The organism is Psychrobacter sp. T6-1 (assembly GCF_052258445.1).
The window spans coordinates 1-4,074 of record NZ_JBQQFC010000230.1; the positions used below are offsets into that span (position 1 = coordinate 1).

General features: G+C 47.2%; 5 protein-coding genes. All 5 read left to right on the forward strand.

What is annotated here, in order from left to right:
• A partial coding sequence (locus tag ACTXGO_RS10685; RefSeq protein WP_443574428.1) for a methyltransferase occupies positions 1–834 on the forward strand: 834 nt, incomplete at its 5' end.
• A gap of 105 nt (positions 835–939) precedes the next feature.
• Positions 940–1,878 carry a site-specific tyrosine recombinase XerD gene (gene xerD / locus ACTXGO_RS10690; protein WP_435949987.1) on the forward strand — a complete coding sequence of 313 codons (939 nt, stop codon included), beginning with the start codon at positions 940–942 and terminating at the stop codon, positions 1,876–1,878.
• Between the two features lie 276 nt (positions 1,879–2,154).
• The gene (locus tag ACTXGO_RS10695) at positions 2,155–2,493 is read left to right on the forward strand and encodes a DUF3817 domain-containing protein (RefSeq protein WP_435949986.1); all 339 of its coding nucleotides are present in this window, start codon (positions 2,155–2,157) and stop codon (positions 2,491–2,493) included.
• Between the two features lie 628 nt (positions 2,494–3,121).
• Positions 3,122–3,550, forward strand: coding sequence for an MgtC/SapB family protein (locus ACTXGO_RS10700; protein WP_317200463.1), 429 nt, complete (start codon positions 3,122–3,124; stop codon positions 3,548–3,550).
• Positions 3,551–3,640: 90 nt separating this feature from the next.
• On the forward strand, positions 3,641–4,074 hold a 434-nt coding region (locus ACTXGO_RS10705; RefSeq protein WP_443574430.1), incomplete at its 3' end, for a class I SAM-dependent methyltransferase.

Genomic DNA, 4,074 nt, shown 5'->3' on the forward strand with positions numbered 1-4,074 from the left:
CTCAGCCGTTTGCTGTTGGAGCTGGATGCAGATTATGGTAGCCATTTGCGCCGTGCTCCTGATATGAGCACTGCTTGCATTGCCGCTTTTGGTGCGTTAGATAAAAAGGTCGATGAGAGGTACGTGCTGTCATTTCGTGATGTGCAAGGAGCGCTTGGTGCAGCAGGATGGCGTGAAAAAGGTGTAAAGATCGACACTTTAGAGCTAACCCTTCATCCGCATTACGGTGTGTTTGCACCGACTCGGCATGAGTATGTACAGCTATTGCTCGATGCGCCTTTGCCAGTTGTGCCTGATGTCGCCTACGATATCGGTACGGGTACAGGACTATTAGCGATCATCTTAGCAAAGCGCGGCGCAAAACAAGTCATAGCAACGGACTTGAGCTCGCGGGCCCTCGCCTGCGCTAGTGATAACTTTGCGCGTCTAGATCTGACTGATATACAGTTGCAAGAGGCCAACCTATATCCGACTGATGCGCCGCTCGCCAATCTTATTGTGTGTAATCCACCTTGGTTACCTGCCAAGCCCACAGCCCTGCTTGAGTACGCCGTCTATGACCCCAATAGCGCAATGCTGCGCGGATTGTTGCAAGGCGCAAAGTCTCACTTAGCGGAGCAAGGAGAGGTTTGGCTTATCCTATCGGACTTAGCTGAGCATTTGCATCTGCGCACTCGTGAGGAATTATTAGGCTGGTTTGCCGATAGTGGTTTAACCGTAAAATACCGTCTCGACACCCAGCCCAAACACGGTCGTAGCCAAGATGAGACTGATCCGCTATTTGCGGCGCGTCGTCGTGAGATCACTTCACTTTGGTGTTTGCAACCTGCCTAACGTTTAACTTTGAGTTTTCTATAGGGTGCGCCTCGCGCACCGATTGGGCTTAAAAATTCACAGCTCAATCCTGTAATTAAATATTTAAACTTTCGAGTAAATGCTATGAGCCGTGATCGCGCCGTCCAACAGCGACAACCCAAAGCGCTCGCCGTCGATGACGAACCGTATTATGTGACGGAATTTCGTCAAGCCATGCTGGCGCGTGGTCTGGCTACGCGTACCCGTAATGCTTATGTGCGCGACCTACGCGCTTGTGAGCTGACCAACCCGATCGCTCTGACCAAGTGGCAAGCCGATGACGTACTCCATTGCCTATCTACGCTCGCACAAAGCGATAAAACCCCGCGCACCCAAGCACGTATGCTCTCAAGCTTGCGCCAATTCTACCTTTGGATGATTGCCAGCAACCTGCGAGAGGACAATCCTTGCGAGCGTATTAAAAGCCCCAAGATCGGACGCCCCTTACCTAAAGACTTGGCGGAAGCGGATGTCGACAACCTCCTCGCTGCGCCCGATACTAGTACTGCCCTCGGTCTACGAGACAAAGCCATGTTAGAGGTGCTCTATGCTTGCGGTCTACGCGTTAGTGAGCTGATTAATTTGTCGCTTGAACAAGTGAACCTCAATGCAGGCTGGTTACAGATTACCGGCAAAGGCAATAAAACTCGCCTCGTACCTCTAGGCGAATATGCAGCAGACGCGTTGGAGGATTACCTATCTCATGGACGCGGTGAGCTGATCGCGCATTTAAAATCTGGCAACTGCCAAGCGGTGTTTTTGACCGCGCAAGGCGGTTATATGACCCGGCAGAACTTTTGGTATCTATTAAAGAAATACGCCAAAGTCGCCAGTATTGATAAAGAGCTATCACCGCACACCCTGCGCCATGCCTTTGCCACTCATCTACTCAATCATGGCGCGGATTTGCGCAGCGTGCAGTTATTACTGGGTCATAGTGACCTGTCTACCACGCAGATTTATACTCATGTGGCGACGGCGAGATTGCAGAAATTGCATGCGGAACATCATCCGCGTGGTTAGGGTATTGAAGAAAGGGTAAAAGCTTGATGTAGGGTGGGTTAGACTTAACAAATTCTCGAAGAGAATGCGGTTAAGACGTAACCCACCTTTTTTATAACTGTATTCTAAACTTGGTGGGTTACGCTGTCGCTAACCTACCCTACTCGCTAATTTACCTTTATATAGAAAAATAATTTTAATATATTAGCTTAACTCGCGTATTCGCTGGGCTAAAAGCACCAGCCTACAAAGACTTTTCGTACCAATAATTATCAGTGATCGTAAAAGGAATATCCAGTGCCGCAAGCCAAGCCCTCTACCCCGCCTAATCTAACCAAAAGTCAAAACTCTACGCTTAAAACGCTGACTATCATGGGTTATTTAGAGGGTACTTCTTTTTTATTGTTGCTAGGTATCGCGATGCCGCTAAAATATATGCTGGGCATTCCTGAAGCAGTAAGATACATTGGTATAGCGCATGGGGTACTATTTGTTGCTTATATTTTGACGCTTATCTACGCTGCTAGCAAAATAAAAATGCCACTTTGGGCTCTGCCTGCTGGCGTCCTCGGCTCGTTTTTACCTTTTGGTCCGTTTATCTTTGATTATGTTTTAAAAGAGAAATTGAAAGGGTAGCCTGTAGGGTGGGTTAGTTTTGTCAAGCTCTCAAAGAGCGCAGTCAAGACGTAACCCACCTTTCGAGATTGCGTTGATTCTAGATTTGGTGGGTTACGCTATCGCTAACCCACCCTACGCGCTATTTCATTCTACATAACTATGGGAGAAAACACTTATCCTAACCATTCTTTTAATTCCTGAAATTGCTCATAGTTAGTACGTAGGCTAGGCTTTTAGCCCAGCACGATCTATAAAACCTCAAGATTTTGATATCGACAAATGAACTCACTTATATAAAAAGATAATTCTAGTGTTTGAGCTTAATTCTCTCATTCGCTGGGCTAAAAGCACCAGCCTACATCAAAATCTGTTTGTTATGTAACAGACATAAAGCGCGTTCCACGCACCGATATTGAGTATTATTTCCATGATACTGCGTCCAGCGAATCTTACCGATTAGCGAAACTTCCCTCCGCATCTAATTTTGTAATTATTAAATAGTCACCTTGAGGCGCGATCAGCTCCCATTACTCCTTAGACTGCCACTCGTCCAATGGCTTTAACGCTTCCTAACTGACAAAGCATATCGTTGGCGCTAGACTATTGGTTATAGAGTTTGGCGATATGCCTAGACAGGGAGTCTGCTATGTTTGGATTCGATATTGATATGGATTTGATGCAATATCACTTTTTTCAGTTAGGTATTGCGTTTGTGTTGTCGTTGCCGATTGCGCTGAATCGTGAGATGAAGGATAACGGCGCGGGGCTAAGGACGTTTCCGCTAGTGACGATCGCGTCGTGTGCGTTTATGCTGGTGGGGCGAGATATATTTTCTGAGGGTGATGCCGAGGCGCGTATTATGTACGGGATTATCACAGGTATGGGCTTTATCGGTGGCGGCGCTATCTTTAAGAGTAGTAGTAGTGTGAAAGGCACGGCAACGGCGGCAAGTTTGTGGAATACGGGAGCAATTGGGATTTCGGTGGCGTATGGGCGCTATGAGATTGCGATTATCTTGTCGGTGGTGAGTTTTTTAATTTTGCAATTCTCTGAGCCGTTTAAAGCGGAATCTTAGACTATAGTTTCGCAAGCGCGATAAAACGGTGCTGAAATTTGTCACCGTTGTGGTTACAATAGCGCTTATTATTCACCAATTGAGACCACTATGACTCACCGTCCCCCTGCAGAGCTATTAAAGAGTGCCGAACGCTGGCGCGAAGATATCCACTTTACGGATAACGTGCTGGGCAAGCCGTTTGAGTTTGCGACGACGTGGGGCATATTCTCACCGCAAAAGCTCGATGATGGCAGTTTGATGCTGCTTGATTATGTGGATTTTCAGGCCGATGACGATTCGATAGATTTAGGCTGCGGTTATGGGGTACTTGGCATGACGGCGGCGCGCGAGTGTCCAGATGGTCAGCATACTTTGATTGATAAGGACTTTATGGCGGTAGAATATGCGCGCCGTAATTGTGAAAAAAATGGTCTGAAAAATATCGATGTGCACCTGTCCAACGGCTTTAATCATGTAGCAAAGGACAAGGACTTTAGCTTGGTGATGTCAAACTTGCCTGCCAAAGTTGGTAAAGAGCAGCA

Bases quoted from the DNA above. Each gene is read 5' to 3' on its own strand.
- xerD (WP_435949987.1), top strand. From the start codon at position 940: ATGAGCCGTGATCGCGCCGTCCAACAGCGACAACCCAAAGCGCTCGCC.
- ACTXGO_RS10700 (WP_317200463.1), top strand. From the start codon at position 3,122: ATGTTTGGATTCGATATTGATATGGATTTGATGCAATATCACTTTTTT.